Annotated in this window: 13 protein-coding genes; 5 read left to right on the top strand and 8 right to left on the bottom strand. The window is 71.1% G+C overall.

Annotated features, from left to right (window positions below; all coding sequences use genetic code 11):
- Positions 1-8: 8 nt before the first annotated feature.
- The 4 genes from OG344_RS08510 to OG344_RS08495 all read right to left on the bottom strand — a co-directional run bounded on the left by OG344_RS08510 (position 9) and on the right by OG344_RS08495 (position 6,386).
- On the bottom strand, positions 9-1,505 hold the full coding sequence (locus tag OG344_RS08510) for a protein kinase family protein (RefSeq protein ID WP_405087738.1): 1,497 nt from the start codon (positions 1,503-1,505) through the stop codon (positions 9-11).
- Between the two features lie 385 nt (positions 1,506-1,890).
- Positions 1,891-3,489, bottom strand: a complete 1,599-nt coding sequence (gene murJ / locus OG344_RS08505) for a murein biosynthesis integral membrane protein MurJ (RefSeq protein WP_405087737.1) — start codon at positions 3,487-3,489, stop codon at positions 1,891-1,893.
- Between the two features lie 73 nt (positions 3,490-3,562).
- Complete coding sequence (locus tag OG344_RS08500; RefSeq protein WP_405087736.1) at positions 3,563-5,803, bottom strand: hypothetical protein; 2,241 nt, start codon at positions 5,801-5,803, stop codon at positions 3,563-3,565.
- Positions 5,804-5,849: 46 nt separating this feature from the next.
- Complete coding sequence (locus OG344_RS08495) at positions 5,850-6,386, bottom strand: aminoacyl-tRNA deacylase (protein ID WP_405087735.1); 537 nt, start codon at positions 6,384-6,386, stop codon at positions 5,850-5,852.
- 180 nt (positions 6,387-6,566) lie between these two features.
- On the opposite strand from OG344_RS08495, the gene OG344_RS08490 reads away from it, so the two are divergent.
- The gene (locus OG344_RS08490) at positions 6,567-7,964 is read left to right on the top strand and encodes a CCA tRNA nucleotidyltransferase (protein WP_405087734.1); all 1,398 of its coding nucleotides are present in this window, start codon (positions 6,567-6,569) and stop codon (positions 7,962-7,964) included.
- Between the two features lie 38 nt (positions 7,965-8,002).
- On the opposite strand, the gene OG344_RS08485 is transcribed toward OG344_RS08490, so the two are convergent.
- Positions 8,003-9,247 carry an adenosylmethionine--8-amino-7-oxononanoate transaminase gene (locus OG344_RS08485; RefSeq protein ID WP_405087733.1) on the bottom strand — a complete coding sequence of 415 codons (1,245 nt, stop codon included), beginning with the start codon at positions 9,245-9,247 and terminating at the stop codon, positions 8,003-8,005.
- Between the two features lie 72 nt (positions 9,248-9,319).
- Between OG344_RS08485 and OG344_RS08480 the strand changes: the two genes are divergently transcribed.
- Entirely contained in the window at positions 9,320-9,889 is a 570-nt protein-coding gene (locus OG344_RS08480) for a hypothetical protein (protein WP_405087732.1), read from the top strand.
- Between the two features lie 114 nt (positions 9,890-10,003).
- On the opposite strand, the gene OG344_RS08475 is transcribed toward OG344_RS08480, so the two are convergent.
- Positions 10,004-11,302, bottom strand: coding sequence for an MFS transporter (locus OG344_RS08475; RefSeq protein ID WP_405087731.1), 1,299 nt, complete (start codon positions 11,300-11,302; stop codon positions 10,004-10,006).
- Positions 11,303-11,403: 101 nt separating this feature from the next.
- Between OG344_RS08475 and idi the strand changes: the two genes are divergently transcribed.
- Entirely contained in the window at positions 11,404-11,994 is a 591-nt protein-coding gene (gene idi / locus OG344_RS08470) for an isopentenyl-diphosphate Delta-isomerase (RefSeq protein WP_327048685.1), read from the top strand.
- A gap of 125 nt (positions 11,995-12,119) precedes the next feature.
- Here idi and OG344_RS08465 read toward each other — a convergent pair whose 3' ends face one another.
- A complete protein-coding gene (locus tag OG344_RS08465; protein WP_405087729.1) occupies positions 12,120-13,199 on the bottom strand; it encodes an inositol-3-phosphate synthase in 1,080 nt (359 codons plus the stop codon).
- 13 nt (positions 13,200-13,212) lie between these two features.
- A complete protein-coding gene (locus OG344_RS08460) occupies positions 13,213-13,851 on the bottom strand; it encodes a helix-turn-helix transcriptional regulator (protein ID WP_327048683.1) in 639 nt (212 codons plus the stop codon).
- Positions 13,852-13,976: 125 nt separating this feature from the next.
- Here OG344_RS08460 and OG344_RS08455 point away from each other — a divergent pair, with 125 nt between their 5' ends.
- On the top strand, positions 13,977-14,360 hold the full coding sequence (locus OG344_RS08455; RefSeq protein WP_405087728.1) for a DUF5318 family protein: 384 nt from the start codon (positions 13,977-13,979) through the stop codon (positions 14,358-14,360).
- An 84-nt stretch (positions 14,361-14,444) separates the two neighbouring features.
- Positions 14,445-17,501, top strand: coding sequence for a transglycosylase domain-containing protein (locus OG344_RS08450; protein ID WP_405087727.1), 3,057 nt, complete (start codon positions 14,445-14,447; stop codon positions 17,499-17,501).
- The last annotated feature ends 72 nt before the right edge of the window (positions 17,502-17,573 follow it).

Raw genomic sequence — 17,573 nt, 5'->3', positions numbered from 1 at the left:
GGTCCCTGCTATGGCGATCCGGGGGAGTGCACCGTTACTTCGTAGATGGTGCCACGATACTTCCCGAGATAGGGCGGAAGCCTGGTGAACCAGATCAAAACGTACTGGCCCGTGGTGGCCCTGCTCGGGGTGAGCGTGACCGTGCCCGAGGCGCCCCTCGCCTCCGCGAGGGTCCTCAGCGAACCGAGATCCGCCGCGTCGCCCACCTTGAGCTGCACGGTCGCGCCGGCGGAGTCGCCCAGGGAGACGACCACGTCGGCGATCGGGACCGGCTTGCCCATGTCGAGGATGAGCCCGACCCCGTCCTTGAGCCCGCCCAGGTCCGCGCCGAGGTAGCTGTCGGTGTGCCACTCGGTGGACGGCTTGCCGTCGACGGCGAGGCCGGCGATCTCCGGCTTCTCCGAGCCGTCGCCCAGGGGGTCGAACCCGGTCGCGCTCACCGGCTTGACGGCGACCGGCTTGGCCGTGGGGGACGGCGAGTCGGCGACGTCCGGCTGCGTGACCCGCGGAGTGTTGCCGAGGTTCTTGCCCACCGTCCAGGCGCCGACCCCGACGGCCGCCATCACGAGCAGCACGATGACGGTCAGCAGGATTCTGCTCGCCGCGCCGCCCTGCGGACGCGGCGGTTGCGGATGCGGATGCGGCCGCTGCGGCGGCATCGTGGTCCCGCCCATGCCCATGCCGTCGGGCGCCTCGGCGCGCAGGTTCAGCGCGGGCGGGGCGGTGTTGACCGGGACCGGCGTGGGACGCGGCACCTCGGCGAGGGCCTCGGCCACCTCGGCCGGGGTCGTCAGCGGAGGCTGTCCCCGCCTCGGCTCCTGCAGCAGCGCCCGGCACGTGATGGCGTCGAGATAACCCGGCACGCCGGCGGTGACCTGCCGGGGCGTGCAGACCCTGCCGTCGTCGAGGGGCGCGGGGGGCAGGCCGCAGTCGGACTCGCCCGGCCAGTGCCCGGTGAGCGCGGCGTACAGCAGGCGGCCCAGGCCCTCGGCGTCCTCGCGGGCGGGATCCTCGCTGTGGAGGTCGAGGATCGCGGCGTCGACGGCGAGCCCGAGGAGCTTGACCGTCCCGCCGCTCGTCCAGACCAGGCGGCCGGGGGTGAGATGAAGATGGGTGAGACCCGCCGCGTGGGCGTGCGCCAGCGCCTCGGCGGCCTCGGCGACCAGGGCGGCGCCACGCGCGATGTCGACCGGCCCGCTCTCCAGCAGGTCGAGCAGCGACTCACCGCTGACCCACTCGCTCACGACGTACGCCGTGCCGTCCTCGTCGGCCGCGTCGAAGACCTGGGTGAGACGTGGGTCGGTCAGCCGGCTCGCCACCCGGGCGGCCGTGACGACCTCGGTGACCCGCGGGAAGTCCGGCGCGAACGTGTGGACCGCGACCGGCCGGGCGAGGATCTCGTCCAGCGCCTTCCACAGGGTCGCGCCCGCGGACTCGTGGACCCGGTCCTCCAGGCGGAACCGGTCCGCCAACCGGGTCCCCGGTTCGACCGTGGACATGCTCATGCGGCCGCCCCGCTCCGCGGCCTGTCGGCATGCATCAGCCGATGCCGGGTGCTTCCGCCCACGCCTTCCCGCTTCCGCTCGCCGATCCCAACTCCAGGTCGCGCCCCCGGGATCTCGTGCCTGCCGCGGCACCGGACGGAGCACCGCCGGGCCGGATTTCTCCGGTAGGGCAAGATCCGCGGGACGTTTCGCTGGAAGGTGTATCAAAAGTGATGCCCTGCCGCGCCGAATCCCACCGGATTCCCGCTCGCAACGGACGCCGCTTCATCAACACTCCCTGGCGCACCATGCTAGTGCCGTGCCGCTTGTGCCCGCCTTCCCGATTGAAGACGTCCGAATCGGACTTCTGGGTTACCTTCGAGTTGCCGCTTGGTCGTGAGAACTCCTACCGTCCTACCCTGCCCGCCACGAGTCCAATGATGGAACGGACCTCGGGAACCCGCAGCCGGTGCGCGGCCAGCAGGTAGAGCAGCAGTCCGGCGCCGCCGCCGACGACGAGCACGACGGCCGAGCTCACCGGCGTGATCGCGGTGAGCTCCCGGGACAGCCACAGCACCGCCAGCGCGAGCGCGGCGGCCGGGATCGCCGCCGCGTACATCCGGCCCAGGCCGGTGGTGACCTCCCGGCCGGAGAGGCCGCCGATCTTCCGGCTCGCCAGCACCCACGCGACGCCGCAGAGCACGACGTACGTGGCCAGGTAGGCGAAGGCCATGCCGATGACGATGTACCGGTCGGGCAGCGTGAAGTACGCGACCAGGCTGAGCGTCGCGTTGATGGCCACGTTCACAGCCGCCATGATCGCGGGCGTGCGGGTGTCGCCGAAGCTGTAGAAGACCCGCAGCAGGAGCTGGAAGACCGAGAACGGCACCAGCGCCAGGCCGAACACCTGGAGGATATGCCCGATGTAGATCGCGTTCGCCGTCGTCATGTGGCCCCACGAGAAGATCAGCGTGGTGACCGCCGGGCCGAGCACCATCAGCAGCAGGCTCGCCGGGACGATGACGGACGAGACCAGCCGCACCGCCGAGGCGAACTCCGTGCGCACCTCCTCCAGCCTGCCCTCGGCGACGGACCGGCTCATCTTCGGCAGCATGGCGGTGATCACCGACACCGCGATGATCCCGTACGGGAGCTGGAAGAGCTGGAACGCGTACGCCCAGGCGCTGTTGCCGGCGCCCGGCGCCTGCTGGCCCGAGCCGGTGGAGAGCTTGGTGGTGACCCAGAACCCGATCTGGGTGATGCCGGTGTAGCCGAACGTCCACACGGCGGCTCTGGCCGCCTCCCCGAGCCCGGTGCCGCGCACCCCGAAGCGCGGGCGGAACCGGAACCCGGCCCGGTGCAACGCGATCACCAGCACGATCGCCTGGGCCACGATGCCCGCGGTGGTGCCGAGGCCGAGGAGCGTGAGGTCGCGCTCGCTCACCTTCTCGATGTCGGACGACCCGACGGCGTAGTAGGCGGCCAGGACGCCCATGACCACGATGTTGTTGAGCACCGGCGCCCACATCGGGGCGGCGAACCTGTCCCGCGTGTTGAGGATCGCTCCCGCCAGCGAGCCGACCCCGAAGAACGCGATCTGCGGCAGCATGAACCTGGCCAGGGTGGCGGCGACCTCCACCTTGTCCTCGGTCCAGTTCGAGGCGGTGTAGAGCTCCATGATCGGCTTGGCCAGCAGCACGCCGAGCAGCGCGACGGCCGTCAGCACCACCACCGCCAGCGTCATCAGCCGCTGCTCGAACGCCTGGCCCCCGTCCGGGTCGCGCTGCTGAGCCCGTACGATCACCGGCACGATCACGCTGCTCAGCACGCCCTGGAGCAGCAGGTCGAGCAGGATGTAGGGAATCATGTAGGCCGCGTTGTAGGCGTCGCCGAGAGCGAAGGTGCCGATGGCGGCGGCGAGCATCGCCGTCCGCGCGAAGCCGGTGAGCCGCGAGACCATCGTCCCGGCCGCCATGATCGCGCTGGCTCGCAGCATCCTGCTCATGGATGTCCTTCGGGTCACGACGGCCGCGTTCGCACGGCCGCCTCACTCGGGGTGGGCCGGACCAGGGGTCCGCCTACGGTGACTGCGTCCGCTCGGCCGGGACGGCGTCCGGCCGGTCCTCCGGCGGCCCCCCGCCGGCGGTCGTGCCGTCGAACGGGAACGCCCTCCTCGACCTGCGGCGCAGGACGCGCATCACCACGGCGGCGAGCATGATGACCAGGGCCGCCCCGACGATGACGACGGCGATGCCGGTGTAGCCCGTCGCGCGCACGACGACCCGTACGGCGCTGCCGTACGCCACGTCGCCGTCGGTGAGAAGCTGCACCGAGATGCTCGCCTCGCCGCCCCCGCCGCGTACGATCACCGGCACGTTGACGAGCTGGCTCCGGCCGGCGAGGACCCTGGTCGGCTGGGTCCGGTAGGTCCCGCCGGGCGCGTCGATCGCGAGGCGGGACTTGCTGCCCGAGGTGACCCGGATCCTGATCTCGATGTCCTCGTCCAGGTTGTTGGCCACGCTGACCGGCACCTGGCCGTTGCTCCCCGCCACCGAACGCGGGCTGTCGAGCACGGACACGCCGGTGATGCGCCGGTCGATCGTCTCCTTCACCCGCTGCGCGAAGGAGGCGGCCCGCTTGGCGTCGCCCCGGAAGGACGCCGAGGCCAGCCGGAGTATCGCGGCGTGGAAGAGGTCCGTGTGCTCCACCGTGACGGTGGCGGCGGCCTCGGCCTTGCGCTCCAGCTTCCGGATGGCGGCGAGATGGGAGCGGCTCAGCTCCGACTGGCGGTCGCGCTCGGTGTAGGCCAGGTCGTCCCGCGGCGCCCCGCCCCGCCCCGGCGTCACCGAGCCGAGCGAGGTCATGCGCAGCCAGGGAGCGGCCGAGGCGGCCTGGAGGAGGCCGGAGACGAACGCGGGGTCGGGCGTCCACAGGTGCGAGCCGGGCACCGCGATCACGGTGGGCGACGACGTCTTCGCCGATCCGGCCGATCCGTCCTGTGCTGACCGGTTTGGTTGGCCCGACGGGTCCGGCAGGCCCGGCTGCGCGGTCTCGCGCTCGAAGGCGATCATCGCGGTCTCGGCGAGGAACCGCTGCCGGGCCAGCATCGCCGCGCCGGGGGCCGAGACGTTCCCGCCGAGGACGGCGCTGAGCGTGGGGTCGGCGAGCAGCGCGGTCATCGGCTTGTCCGCCACGGAGTAGAGCGTGGCCGCGCCGTCGGGGGTGACCGGAGTGGACGTGAACGCCGCCGGGTCGTCCGGCGCCAGGGCCCGCACCGGCAGCGAGTCCCCGGACAGCAGCACGGACGTCACGCCCGAGATCGCCAGTTCGTCCAGCGTGTCCCGGTCGATCCGGCCGCCGGCCGGCCAGGCCGTGCTGCCGTGGATCTCCCGGCCGAGCACCTCGCTCGCGAGCGCGGCCCCGCGCTGCACCGACGCCGCGGCCTGCTTGTCGAGGCCGAAGTGGACCAGCGCGGTCAGGTCCGGATCGGCGTACGGCGTGGCCACGACGGGCTTGCCGGTGAGCGCGCCGCGCAGGCCGTTCAGCCACTGGCCCGCGGCCGGGTCGGCCTCCTTGCGCACGCCGCGCACGCTCCGCGCGCCGGCGGACAGGACGCGGACGTCGTCGAGCAGGGCGGGATCGACGAACCAGGTGACCTTGTCCCTGGTGTCCTGGGCGGTCTGGAGCAGCGCCGCCAGGCGGCCGGACGCGAGCGACGCGGACAGGTCGTCGTCCATGAACGTCGCGTCGTCGGCGCGGTGCGGACGGTCCACCAGGGGAAGGGCGAGCGCCAGCTTCACCTTGGGAATCTGCTCGCCCTTCGGGGCGTACGTCAGGAAGGTGCGCTCGATCGCGATCCGCTGACCGGTCGCCGCGTCGGCCACCTCGATCGCGAGGGGGTAGACGCCGGGCCGGGACATCCCCAGATCCGAGGGCGTCACGGTGAACCGGAAGGGCAGCTTGCCCGCTTCGTTGAGCGGCGTCGCCTGGACCCGGGTGCTGTAGTTGGAGGGGGCGTATCCCTGCTCGGACAGGTAGGCCGCCATCTCGTCGCGCGAGGCCAGCGGCCGGTTCGGCGAGTAGCGGACCACCACCCGTACGGCGGCTCCCGGGGTGCCCGCCACGGTCCCCGAGATCGTCACGTCGGTGGCACCGTCGCGGACGACCTCCGGCGTGATCTCGTTCACGACCAGCGGGTCGGCCGGAGCGGCGGCGGCCGCGACGCGACCCGCGGGTACGGCGGCAGCCGTACCGGCCATGCCCGCGGGGGACGCGAGCAGGGCGGTCAGCAGGGTCAGCAGTGCGGCCTTGCGAATCATGTGCGGGCCAGCGGTGAGGAACGGCGCACGCCCAGAATGCTATGGCCTAAGCGGTCCGGATAGGACTCGCGAGGCTCGCCGCGCCCCTCCGGGGGATCGTCCTGATGTCCACGGCCTTGGCCGCGACCAGGTCGAACAGGTGGATCGCGCGCAGCCGCAACGCGGTGCGGCGCTCGCCGGTCGCGGTGTGGACGACCTCGTCGGGATCGAGGCGGTCCCGCAGCCGCTGGTCCACCAGCACGGTCAGCTCGTCGGGCAGCAGCAGCGGGCAGACCAGCCCGTCGGCGTAGTCGGTCGCCGAGTTCACCGTGAAGGACGAGGCGGGGCGTACCCTGGGGGTACGCAGCAGGGAGGCCACCGCCGCGGGCGCGGGAGAACGGCCGACCGTGCTCACCACGGCCACCGCCCGGGTGCCCGTCCGCGCGGTCACCTCGAAGAGCGACACGCACAGGCAGGTCTCGGGGGCCACCCCGAGGACCTCGGGCAGCTCGTCGGCGCAAGTCAACGGACGCGGAAGACGTACGATCTCATGGTGGATCTGGTGGGCGAGGAGCCAGCGGTGAATCGCGAGAGCGTCTTTCATCTCGTGTGCTCCTTGCGTCGTCCAGCGCCCCCGAACCGTCCGTGGCCTGGTGATCGCTAGGCGTGTCTCCCCTGGGTGACACCCGGCACCTGGGCCGTCGGGGGAGAGTCTCTGTTCCGTGACCGAAGGACCTACCCAGCCTTGTCCGTTTCAAATCTGAGCGACGGCCAGCAGCACGCCGTGAACGAACTGTTCCGCCGGATCGCCCCGGTCGCCGACGAGCTCGGCGAGCTGTTCGCGGCCCGGGGACACGAGCTGGCCCTGGTCGGCGGATCCGTCCGCGACGTCTTCCTGGGCCGCGTGGGCAAGGACATCGACCTGACGACGGACGCCAGGCCCGACCGGGTGCTGGAGATCGTCAAGGACTGGGCGGACGCCGTCTGGACGATCGGGATCGAGTTCGGCACGGTCGGCGTCCGCAAGGGCGGCCGGCTCCTGGAGATCACCACCTACCGCAGCGAGTCGTACGACCCGGCCTCCCGCAAGCCGGACGTGATGTACGGCGACTCGCTCGACGGCGACCTCGCCCGCCGCGACTTCGCGGTCAACGCGATGGCGGTCCGCCTGCCCGGCCACGAGTTCGTCGACCCGTACGGCGGGCTCCCCGACCTCGCCGCCAAGGTGCTGCGCACGCCCGGCGCCCCGGAGCGGTCGTTCGACGACGACCCGCTGCGGATGCTGCGCGCCGCGCGGTTCGTCGCGCAGCTGGGCTTCGCGGTCGCCCCCGAGGTGGTCGAGGCCATGACCGCGATGGCCGGCCGCATCGAGATCGTCTCGGCGGAGCGCATCCGCGACGAGCTCGACAAGCTGGTCTGCGGCGCGTACCCGAGGGCCGGCCTCACGCTCCTCGTGGACACCGGGCTGGCCGCTCACGTGCTGCCCGAGCTGCCGAAGCTGCGGCTGGAGATCGACGAGCACCACCGGCACAAGGACGTCTACGAGCACACGCTGATCGTGCTGGAGCGGGCGATCGGGCTGGAGACGGCCGGACCGGACCGCGTGCTGCGGTGGGCCGCCCTGCTGCACGACATCGGCAAGCCGAAGACCCGCCGCAACGAGCCGGGGGGCCGGGTGTCGTTCCACCACCACGAGGTGGTCGGGGCGCAGATGGCGAAGAAGCGGCTGACCGAGCTGAGGTTCCCCAAGGACGTGGTGTCCGACGTGTCCAAGCTCGTGGAGCTGCACCTGCGTTTCCACGGGTACGGCACGGGAGAGTGGACCGACAGCGCCGTGCGCCGCTACGTCCGCGACGCCGAGCACCTGCTGTCCGGCCTGCACAAGCTGACCAGGGCCGACTGCACCACCCGCAACAGGCGTAAGGCGCAGGCCCTGTCGCGCACCTACGACCAGCTGGAGGTGCGCATCGCCCGGCTGGCCGAGGAGGAGGAGCTCGCCAAGATCCGGCCCGAGCTGGACGGCAACGAGATCCAGGAGATCCTCGGCGTGCCGCCCGGCCCGGTCGTCGGCCGGGCCTACAAGCACCTGCTGGAGATCCGCATGGACCACGGCCTGATCGGCAAGGAGGCGGCCGGGGACGCACTGCGCGCCTGGGCCCGCGAGAACGGTCTCCTGTCCTGAGCTCGGCTCACGTGACGGCGTTCAGCTTGTGACGGCGTTCAGCTCGTGACGGCGGCGACCATGGCGCGGGTGATCGCGGCGATGTCGCCGGGCTCGCAGGCGTACGGCGGCATCGTGTAGATCAGCCGGCCGAACGGCCGGAGCCACACGCCGTGCCGCAGCACGATGTCCTGGACGCGCGGCACGTCGACGGGATCGTGCGTCTCGATCACCCCGATCGCGCCGAGGACCCGCACGTCCCGTACGCCGGGATGGCCGGCGGCCGGGGCGAGGCCGTCGAGGAGCCCGGCCTCGATCCGCTTGACCTCCTCCCGCCAGGGACGCTCGGCGAGCAGGTCGAGTGAGGCGTTGGCGACGGCGGCGGCCAGCGGGTTGCCCATGAAGGTCGGCCCGTGCATCAGCACGCCGACCGCGTCGGCCACCCGCGCCGTGCACAGGGTGGCCGCCAGGGTCAGGTATCCGCCGGTGAGCGCCTTGCCGACGCACATGATGTCCGGCCGGATCCCGGCGTGGTCGCAGCCGAACAGCTCGCCGGTGCGCCCGAACCCCGTCGCGATCTCGTCGGCGACGAGCAGGACGCCGTGTTCGTCGGCCAGCTCACGCAGCCGCCGCAGATAGGCGGGGTGGTGGAAGCGCATGCCTCCGGCGCCCTGCACGACCGGCTCGACGATGATCGCCGCCAGCTCCGCCGCGTGCGCCCCGGCCAGCGCCGACAGCTCCGCCAGGTACGCCTCGTCGGGTGGCGTGCCGTACCCGGCGGGTGGGAGCGGAGCGAAGACGTGCTGAGGGAGCACGCCGGAGAACAGGTGGTGCATCCCGTTCACCGGGTCGCACACCGCCATCGCGCCGAACGTGTCGCCGTGGTAGCCGCCCCTGACCGTGAGCAGCCGGGTCCGCCCGGGTCCCGCGGCCTGCAGGGCCATCTTGATCGCCACCTCGACGGCCACCGAGCCGGAGTCGGCGAGGAACACCCGGTCCAGCCCGGTCAGCTCCGCCAGCCGTGTCGCGAGCCGTACGGCGGGCTCATGCGTGAGCCCGCCGAACATCACGTGCGCCATGTCGTCGAGCTGGTCGCGGGCGGCCTGGTTCAAGCGGGGGTGGTTGTACCCGTGGATCGCCGCCCACCAGGACGACATGCCGTCGACGACCTCCCGCCCGTCGCCGAGCGTGAGCCGTACGCCGTGGGCCCGCCGGACCACCTGCGCCGGAGCCGCCGAGGGCACCGCCGCGTACGGATGCCAGACATGCTCCCGATCCAGTCGCGCGATCTCCTCAGCCTCCACGCCCCGGACCCTACGCGACCGCCGGGAGTTCCCGCTGTAGTCACAAAACTACTTGGAGTGATGAGAGCATGAGTGCTTGTGCGTCCCCTCATTCCTGGATCGGTCGGCTATGTCGACGAGTCCATCCATGACGAGCCGGGCCTCTATCTCGTGGCCGTCGTCTACGCCGTCCCGGATCTGGCGCCGCGGGTGGGGCGAGAACTGGCGGAACTCATCCCGACGGCCACCAGGCCTCACTGGCATGCGGAGGACGGGCCGACCCGGCTGCGCCTGGTTAGGGCACTGGCCACACTTCCGGTGCGGGCGACGGTATACGTCTGTCGCTTCGAGTGCCGCGGGCACAAGGAGGCCTCTCGGCGACGCGCGCTGCGCTGGCTGGCGCTGGACGTCCCTCAGGATGTCCGGCGGCTCGTGCTCGACCGGAGGCAGGAAAAGCAGGACGAGAGCGACCGGAAGGTCTTGCGCGGGATGGCCGGGCGTCCCCCGCGTTTCACGGTCGAGCATGCCTCGTCCGCCAAGGAGTCGCTGCTCTGGCTGTCGGACATCCTCGTGGGAGCGGCCGCCGCGAGAGTGACAGGCCGGACAGGGGAGTATGTGGCGGCCGTGGATTCCATCCTGGATGGCGTCAACATCGAAAGCTGACCGTCCCGGGAAAACGCGATGGCCGGGTGCCCGTCATCCGGCGGGAAGCCCGGCCTCACTTCGCGGTTCGCATCCGACCGCGCGCTACTCATTGTAGTCGTCCGGTTGCGGGTGTCAATCGGAGGCGGCGACAGGGTGGCGGGGAGTGGGGGAGGGGAGGACCACGCGGTAGACCACCGCGCCGAGCGCATAGCCGGCGGCGATCACGGCGAGCGCCGGGTAGGACCTGCCGTCGTGGGGGAGGAGAGCCGCCGCCAGCACCGCGCCGAGGACCGTCATGCCGTTGAACAGCATGTCGTACACCGAGAAGGCGCGGCCGAGATAGGCGTCCTCGACGTCGCGCTGCACGACGGTGTCCGCGCAGATCTTCACGCTCTGCCCCGCGACGCCGATGACGAACCCGGCGCCGAGGAACCCCCACTCGCGGAACGTCACGCACAGCGCGAACTCCAGGATGCCGCAGGTGACCAGCATGGCCGGGACCCAGGTCTCGATCCGGACGCGTTCGGTGGCCCACGGGGTGACCAGCACCGCGGCGAAGCTCCCGGCGCCCACGGCGCCCAGCACGAGCGCGATGCCCTTCAGCGCGTCGTCGGGGTTGGTGGTGAAGGAGTAGCGGTAGATGAGGACCACCGCCGCCGTCGAGATGCCGAACATGAGGCGGTGGGCGGCCATGCCGGTCAGGGCGGCCGCCGCCGACCGCCGGTGCGCGACGTGCCGCGCGCCGTCCACCAGCCCGGTCAGCACGTGCCGTACGGCCTCGCGGGCCTGCGGGCGGTCCGGGTCGTACGCCGGGCCGAGCAGAGAGCGCTCCATCGTCCGGGCGATCAGCGCGCTCAGCCCGAAGACGACGCCGGAACAGACGAGCAGCACCGCCACGCCCCGGTCGTCCGATCCGGCGATGGTGCGAAGCGTCATGGCCGTGCCCATCCCGACGAACGTCGCCACCGTGCCGGAGGTGGGCGTCACCGCGTTGGCCATCATCAGCTGGTCGCCCGGCACGACGTGGGGCAGCGACGCGCCCAGGGCCGCCAGGAAGAAGCGGTTGACCGCGAGCACGCCGAGCGCCGCCACGTAGAAGACGACGTCGGAGGTGCCCGCCGCGACGAGGCAGGCGGCCAGCACCAGCAGCGTCCCGCGCACGATCGGCGCGATCACGAGGATCTGCCGCCGCGACCAGCGGTCGATGAACACCCCGACGAAGGGCCCGAGCACGCTGTACGGCAGGAGCAGCACGGCGAGGCCCGCCGCGATGTCGGCGGCGCTGGCCTGCCGTTCCGGGCTGAAGAAGGCGTACCCGCCGACGGCGAGCTGGAAGATCCCGTCCGAGAACTGCGAGACGAGCCTCGTGGCGAAGAGCCGCCGGAAGTTGCGACCCCGCAGGACCACCCGCAGATCGGAGACGTAGGACACGGCGACAGCCTACGCGGGCGATCTCCGAGAGGCATCAGGATCAACCCCGATAAAACCCCCTGCCACTGACCGGCGACGGCCCGACACCGTACTCTCTGACGGTGACCTCACCGGAACATGTCGTGCTGCTCGACCTCGAGGGCAACCCGATCGGCACCGCTCCCAAGTCCACCGTCCACGGCGCGGACACTCCGCTGCACCTGGCGTTCTCCAGTTATGTCTTCGACCGGCAGGGCCGGGTGCTGCTGTCGCGGCGGGCGGGCCACAAGCTGACCTGGCCCGACGCGTGGACCAACAGCTGCTGCGGCCATCCGCTGCCCGGGGAGCCGCTGTCGTCGGCGGTGGTCCGCCGCCTGGCGTTCGAGCTGGGGCTGGTCGTCGAGTCCGTCGACCTGATCCTGCCGCGCTTCGCCTACCGCGCGGTCATGGACAACGGGATGGTCGAGCACGAGCTGTGCCCGGTCTACCGGGCGGTGGTGACGGGAGAGGCCGTGCCCAACGCCGAGGAGGTCGGCGAGGTCCGCTGGGAGCCGTGGGCGAGCTTCGCGGCCGGCGTGCTGAGCGGTGAGCTCGACATCTCGCCCTGGGCCCGGGAGCAGGTGCCGCAGCTCGTCGCGCTCGGGCCGGACCCGCTGGCCTGGCCGGTGGCCGACCCGGCGGCCCTGCCGCCGGCCGCGCTCCCCGTCTCCTGAGTCACGGTCTCCTGAGGCACGCGTCCCGGAGCGCGTCCTGGATGCGCGTCCTGGACGCGCGTGCCGGGAAGAACACCGCCCCGGTCCGACACGGAACCGGGGCGGGACACGCGGCGAAGAGTCCGTCAGCGCTCGTTCTCGCCCCGGATGAACTTCTCGACGGCCTCACGGGCGGCGTCGTCGGAGTACTGCTCCGGCGGCGACTTCATGAAGTACGACGAGGGCGACAGCAGCGGGCCGCCGACGCCCCGGTCCAGGGCGATCTTGGCCGCGCGGACCGCGTCGATGATGATGCCGGCCGAGTTGGGCGAGTCCCACACCTCGAGCTTGTACTCAAGGTTCAGCGGGGTGTCGCCGAACGACCTGCCCTCCAGGCGGACGTAGGCCCACTTGCGGTCGTCCAGCCACGGCACGTGGTCCGACGGGCCGATGTGGACGTCGGCCTTCCCCATCTCGTGCGGGATCTGCGAGGTGACCGACTGGGTCTTGGAGATCTTCTTGGACTGGAGGCGGCTGCGCTCCAGCATGTTCATGAAGTCCATGTTCCCGCCGAAGTTGAGCTGGTAGGTGCGCAGCAGCTCCACTCCGCGGTCCTCGAACAGCTTGGCCAGCACGCGGTGCGTGATCGTGGCGCCGACCTGCGACTTGATGTCGTCGCCCACGATCGGCACGCCGGCCTCGGTGAACTTCGCGGCCCACTCGGGGTCGGAGGCGATGAAGACCGGCAGCGCGTTGACGAAGCCGACCTTGGCGTCGATCGCGCACTGCGCGTAGAAGCGGTCGGCCTCCTCCGAGCCCACCGGCAGGTAGGAGACGAGCACGTCCACCCGGGCGTCCCTGAGCGCCTGGACGACGTCCACCGGCTGCTCGTCGGACTCCTCGATGATCTCCCGGTAGTACTCGCCCAGCCCGTCGAAGGTGGGACCACGCTGCACGGTGACGCCGAGCGGCGGCACGTCGCAGATCTTGATCGTGTTGTTCTCGGAGGCGACGATGGCCTCCGACAGGTCGCGGCCGACCTTCTTGGCGTCCACGTCGAAGGCGGCGACGAACTCCACGTCACCGACGTGGTAGTCACCGAACCGCACGTGCATGAGGCCCGGCACACGGCTGCCCGGATCCGCGTCCCTGTAGTAGTGGACGCCCTGCACCAGCGATGAGGCGCAGTTGCCCACACCGACGATGGCTACGCGCACCGAACCCATAGCACTCGCTCCTTTACCTATCTGCCTCGGGCGTGTCCGCCCTCTGGGTCTCTTCCTGTACGGCCTGCGCGGGACCCGGGGGGTGACCCCCCTCGCCGGGAGCCGACCGGCTCCGCCGTTCTGAGTCGATCAGCTCGTTCAGCCAGCGAACCTCGCGCTCGACCGACTCCAGCCCGTGGCGCTGGAGCTCCAGCGTGTAGCTGTCCAGTCGCTCCCTCGTGCGGGACAGAGCCTCACGAACGCGGTCGAGGCGTTCTTCCAGGCGGCTGCGGCGGCCTTCCAGGATGCGCAGCCGCACCTCGGCTTCCGTGTGGCGGAAGAAGGCGAAGCGGATGCCGAAGCTCTCGTCCTCCCAGGAGGACGGGCCCGACTGGTTGAGCAGCTCCTGCAACCGCTCTTTACCCTCCGCCGTGAGCCGGTAGACGATCTTCGACCGGCGGCCGAGGACCGTGTCCTGCGGGGGCTCCTCCTCGACGATGAACCCGTCGTTGAGCAGGCCCCTGAGGCAGGGATACAGCGAGCCATAGGAGAACGCACGGAACATGCCGAGCAGCGTGTTGAGCCGTTTGCGCAGCTCGTAACCGTGCAGAGGTGTTTCGTGCAGCGACCCCAGGACGGCGAGCTCCAGCACACCTCCACGAGAGCCCGTCACTGGAACCACCTCCTGTGTCCGACTGATGTATCGACTCGATACATCAGCAGGATACGTCGGGCCGTCATAGATGGCAACGGGTCAACGGTTGGGCAAGATTTGGCAAAGGGCCGTAATCTGGCCACATGTGCTCACAGCGATCGGCCGAGGCCCGCGGCTTCGCCAGGCGGGCGGCCGTACGGTCCGTCCGTGCCGATCGCGCGCGGGCGCGGGACGTCTGGGACGCCCGCCCTCCACTCCCACGTACGGCCCGGCCTCACGCTGAGCCCACGTCTCGCCTCTGCCCCGGGCGCGGACGAAGGAACGTGACCAACGTCACACCCGTGTACGGGGACGGATGGGGACGAGCGGCGGGACGGACCAGAGGGAGGGCGGAGCACGCCGCGACGGCCCGGGAATACGGCGAATCCCGGGTCTGCGTGGGGGAGGTCTGCCAAGGTTGTACCTGGAACCACCTGGCGGTGTCGTTCGTCCACGGAACAGCCGATCCCCCGGGCCCTTCCCTGTAGGGCGACCTCCACCTTTCCAGGAGGAACGCTCCCGGCCTGCCGGCCGACGTCGATCAGTTTCCCGAGAACATCTGACGAGGACGTGTGACTTACAGCAGCTACGGACCGGAATCGTCCGGCCGCCCCGAGGACGCCTCGGGCTCCGGTGGATCATCCCGCCCTGGGCGCCGCCGTCGCTCGCCCCGGGAATCCGACGAGTACGGCGCCTACGGCGATCACGGCGGCGAGTACGGCGGTGAATACGGCGAACCCGCCCCGCCGCGGCAGCGCGGCCGGGGTCCCGCGCCGCAGCCGTCCCGCCCCGAGCCGGACCCCCGCCGCCGTTCGGCGGCCTTCGAGGACACGGCGGCCATGGGCGCGGTGCCGCCGACTCCGATGCAGGGCCCGGCACAGGGTTCGCCGCAGGGACCGGCACAGGGGCCGCGGGGTCCCGTGGGGGGCGGCCGCCCGCCGGGAGGCCGCGACCCGCGCTACGGCCCGCAGGGCCCCGGAGGTCCCGGCGTCGGCGGCCCGGGTGGCCCGGGCGGTTTCGGTGGCCCGGCCGGTCCCGGTGGTCCCGGTGGTCCGGGAGGTCCGGGACGGCCTGGGGTTCCGGGCACCGACGAGCGCACGCAGGCGCTGGGCATGCCGGCGGGCGGCCCTCGCCGCGACGCCGAGGGGCAGCCCACCGAGTCGATGCAGACCGGCGGACAGACCGGCGGACGTCGCCGCAGGCCGTCCGGCCGCGGTCCTGGCGGCCCGGGAGGCCCCGGTGGTCCGGGGGGACCGGGTGGGCCCGGTGGCCCGGGCGGGCGTGGCCCGCGTGACCCGCGCGACTTCGACGACGACGACTTCGAGGAGAACGCCAAGCCCCGCCGTACGGGCTGGAAGCGGTTCGTCCCAAGCTGGAAGATCGTGGTAGCGGCCTTCACCGTACTGGCCGCCGGCACCTTCGGCATGATCGCGGTCGCCTACGCCAACACCCCGCTGCCCGCGACGACGCAGGCGGAGGCCGTGGCGCAGGGCAGCGCCATCTACTACAACGACGGCAAGACGCTGATCGCCAAGGTGGGCACCCCGCGCGTCATCCTGGACGACATCAACAAGGTGCCGCGGCACGTCCAGGACGCCGTCATCGCGATCGAGAACGACACCTTCCGCGGCGACAGCGGCATCTCGATCCCCGGCATGGTCCGGTCGGTCTACATGACGGCGACCGGGCAGCAGCTCCAGGGCGCCTCGACCATCACCCAGCAGATGGCCCGCAACTACTACGACGGCCTCAGCCAGGAAGTGTCGATCAAGCGAAAGATCAAGGAGATCTTGGTCGCGGTCAAGCTCGACAAGTCGATGACCAAGGACCAGATCCTGCTGCAGTACCTCAACACGGTGCCCTTCGGCCGTGCCTACGGCATCGAGGCTGCCGCGCAGGCGTACTTCAAGAAGCACGTCGAACAGCTCACCCCGGAGCAGGGCGCCTATCTCGCCGCGCGCATCCAGACGCCCGCCCTGGACGCCGACTCCCCCCGGCTGCAGAGCCGGTTCAAGGACGTCGTCAACGCCATGGCCAAGCTCGACCCGGCCAAGTACGGCAAGCTGCCGAGCACGGCCAAGTTCCCCAAGACCGTCCCCGAGCGCAACAACAACGAACTGGGCGGTCTGAAGGGTTACATGGTCGTCCAGGTGCTGCAGGAGCTGAAGACCCGGATGAACCTGTCGCCCGACAATGTCAGGAGCGGCGGCTACAAGATCGTCTCGACCTTCGACAAGAAGCTCATGCAGGCCGCCAGGAAGGCGGTCATCGGCACCACAGCCAGCCTGCCGAAGGAGATCCACGCCGGCCTGGCCGCGGTGGACCCCAAGACGGGGCGGGTCCTCGCCTTCTACGGCGGCGAGGACTACGTCAAGGACAACTGGAACGAGCCGTTCGACTCCTACAAGCAGGCCGCCTCGGCCTTCAAGCCGTACGTGCTGGCCGCCTGGCTGGACGCCGGATACAGCCTCAACAGCTTCGTGCCCGGCAACAAGACGGTGCCGGAGGAGCTCCCCGGCACCAAGCCCATCGGCAACAGCCACAACGTCGGGTCGGCGATCAACGTCACCACGGCTACCGCCGACTCGGTCAACACGGCGTTCGCCTCGATGGCGTACAAGCTGGACGAGGCGAACGGCACGATCGGGCAGCTCAGCGCGGTGAAGCAGATCGCGGAGGAGGCCGGGCTCGGCAAGCAGCGCATGGAGGACGACGTCAAGGAGCACAAGTACGCGTTCTCCATCGGCAGCGCCCTGGTCACCCCGGTCGAGCAGGCCGCCGGCTACTCGATCTTCGCCAACGAGGGCAAGCACGTCGACTACCACGTGGTCAAAGAGGTCCGGAAGGACAAGTCGGTCGTCTTCGCCGAGCGCCGTGAGGTCAAGCAGGTGATCACGCCCGAGGCGGCGGCCGACTCCGTGGCGGCCATGGAGGAGGTCCTCAAGTCGGGTACGGCGCAGGGCAAGGGCATCGGCCGCCCGGCCGCCGGCAAGACCGGCACGAACAACGACAACAAGGAAGCGTGGTTCGTCGGCTTCACCCCGCAGATCTCCACCGCGGTCGGGATGTACCGCGAGCAGTGCGTCACCAAGACGGGCAAAATCGTCCAGCCTGTCGATGCGAACTGCCCGGAAAAGCCCAACCCCAAGAGCAAGAAGTACGGCCCGAAGAACCCGTACTCCAAGCCTCGTGAGATATCGCTCGGCAGCGGCATCGAGGGCGCGACCTACCCGACCACCATCTGGCGGAACTTCATGATGGAGGCGCTCGCGGGTAAGCCGGTCGAGCAGTTCCCGCAGAAGGCCGGGCTGGGCAGTCCGGAGAACATCGTGCCGAGCCCGACGCCGTCGCCCAGCCCGGAGCCGGACGACGCCGGGTTCCCCAACGACATGCCGACCGGCTTCCCGAACGGCGGCGGCGACGGCAGCGGCGGCAACGGCGCCTGTCTGCCCGGCGACCTGTCCTGTGACGGCGGCCCCGGCGGTGGCGACGACGGCGTGGGTCTCGATCTCGGCGACGACGGCCCCGGGCAGGGTGGGCCCGGAGGACCTGGGGGGCAGGGCGCTCCCGCGGACGGCGGCGGCGCCCCCGCGTCGGCGCCCGTGCCACAGTCAGGGACCAGACCGTGATCCCGTCCCGGGTCGTCCCCAGACCGTGATCCTGACACGACGCTCAGGCGACCCTGAGACGACACCGAGACC

Origin of the sequence: Microbispora sp. NBC_01389, from assembly GCF_045040095.1 — a bacterium.
Lineage (GTDB): Bacteria > Actinomycetota > Actinomycetes > Streptosporangiales > Streptosporangiaceae > Microbispora.
Note: the sequence above shows the minus strand (reverse complement) of the source record. Positions and strands in the feature narration are given on the sequence as shown.